General features: G+C 65.2%; 2 protein-coding genes. Both read right to left on the bottom strand.

Annotated features, from left to right (window positions below; translation table 11 throughout):
- Positions 1–86: 86 nt before the first annotated feature.
- Positions 87–362, bottom strand: a complete 276-nt coding sequence (locus tag DFO57_RS22535; protein ID WP_110016039.1) for an ogr/Delta-like zinc finger family protein — start codon at positions 360–362, stop codon at positions 87–89.
- Positions 362–1087 (bottom strand): septation initiation protein, encoded by a 726-nt coding sequence (locus tag DFO57_RS22530; RefSeq protein WP_110016040.1) that lies wholly within the window; start codon positions 1085–1087, stop codon positions 362–364. Before DFO57_RS22530 ends, DFO57_RS22535 begins: the two co-directional genes overlap by 1 nt.
- Positions 1088–1131 lie beyond the last annotated feature (44 nt).

Genomic DNA, 1131 nt, shown 5'->3' with positions numbered 1-1131 from the left:
CGTGCCACAAGCTGGCCCACGTACTGGCCGGTTGCCTTAATCTGTTCGTCGGTCATCTGCTTCTGTGTCATGTCTTTTCCTCTCTGTCAGGGCTGTGCGTGGCGGTCTTTACGGGTGCAGGCGGAGCCGTAGCGGCCCAGCGTCTGCGGCTGGCGCACCGGCGCATCATTTTCCGGCTCCGGCTCTGCCGCCACGGGCCTGTTGGGCTTCATTATGATTTTCTCGACGCTCTCCAGCGCAGTGAACGTGCAGGAGCAGTCGAGGTTCTGGCACTGATACCAGGTGCGCTTGACGGACGGGGCCTCGTAGGCGCTGGTGCGGGTGTGGGCCACCTGACCGCATTCGGGACATTTCAGGGCCATCAGCGGCTTTCCTTCTGCTTTAACTCCAGGCGGATTCTGGCCTTATGACGGGCGGCCGGTGACAGGGTGCGGCCCGCATCAGCCCTGGCGGTGGCGTCGGGGGTCACGCCGCACAGGCGGAACACCGGGTCGCTGTCGGGCATGGCCTCACCGGAAACCGCCGGTTCAGTGATGTGGCGCTTGATGAAGTTCTTCAGCACGCTGTCGGGGTCGTTCACGGAGTCCACCACGCCGGTGACCAGCGCGGCCTGACGGCCCAGCGTGATGTGCAGCAGGCTCAGCGTCTGAATCAGCGGCTGGCCGTGGTCACGCATGAAGTCCTGCCAGAGCTGCATGGCGCGCAGCTCAACCAGGCTGTTGTGGGCGCTGATGTACTCCTGCGCCCGGTCGGCGGTCTCAAACGGCAGGCAGGCCGTTTCTTCGGCGTGGGAGGCCAGCAGCGCGTCGAACTCCTCCAGCGTCTCGCGGTTCAGCGCGATTTCGGTGCGCAGCGCGCGCATTTCCGGCGTCATGGCTCCGCTGCTGTCGCGGAACAGGGCGCGCCACTCGTCGTTCTGCGCGTTCGCGGTGGCTTCGGTTTCCGCCCGGCGCTGGCGGATGGTTTCGGCATTTTCAGCGGCGGCGGCCTGCACGCGACGGGCCTCAAGCCATGCCGCCTTAGCGGTGCTGACCTTATCAAGCGCGGCCTGCGTGGCGGCGGGAAGGGATAAAGCGGTGTCGGTCATGTCGGCTTCCTGTGTGGTCGTTTTCAGTAAGTCAATTGTGCCGG

It is taken from the genome of Pantoea sp. AG702 (assembly GCF_003182295.1).
Lineage (GTDB): Bacteria > Pseudomonadota > Gammaproteobacteria > Enterobacterales > Enterobacteriaceae > Pantoea > Pantoea ananatis.
Note: the sequence above shows the minus strand (reverse complement) of the source record. Positions and strands in the feature narration are given on the sequence as shown.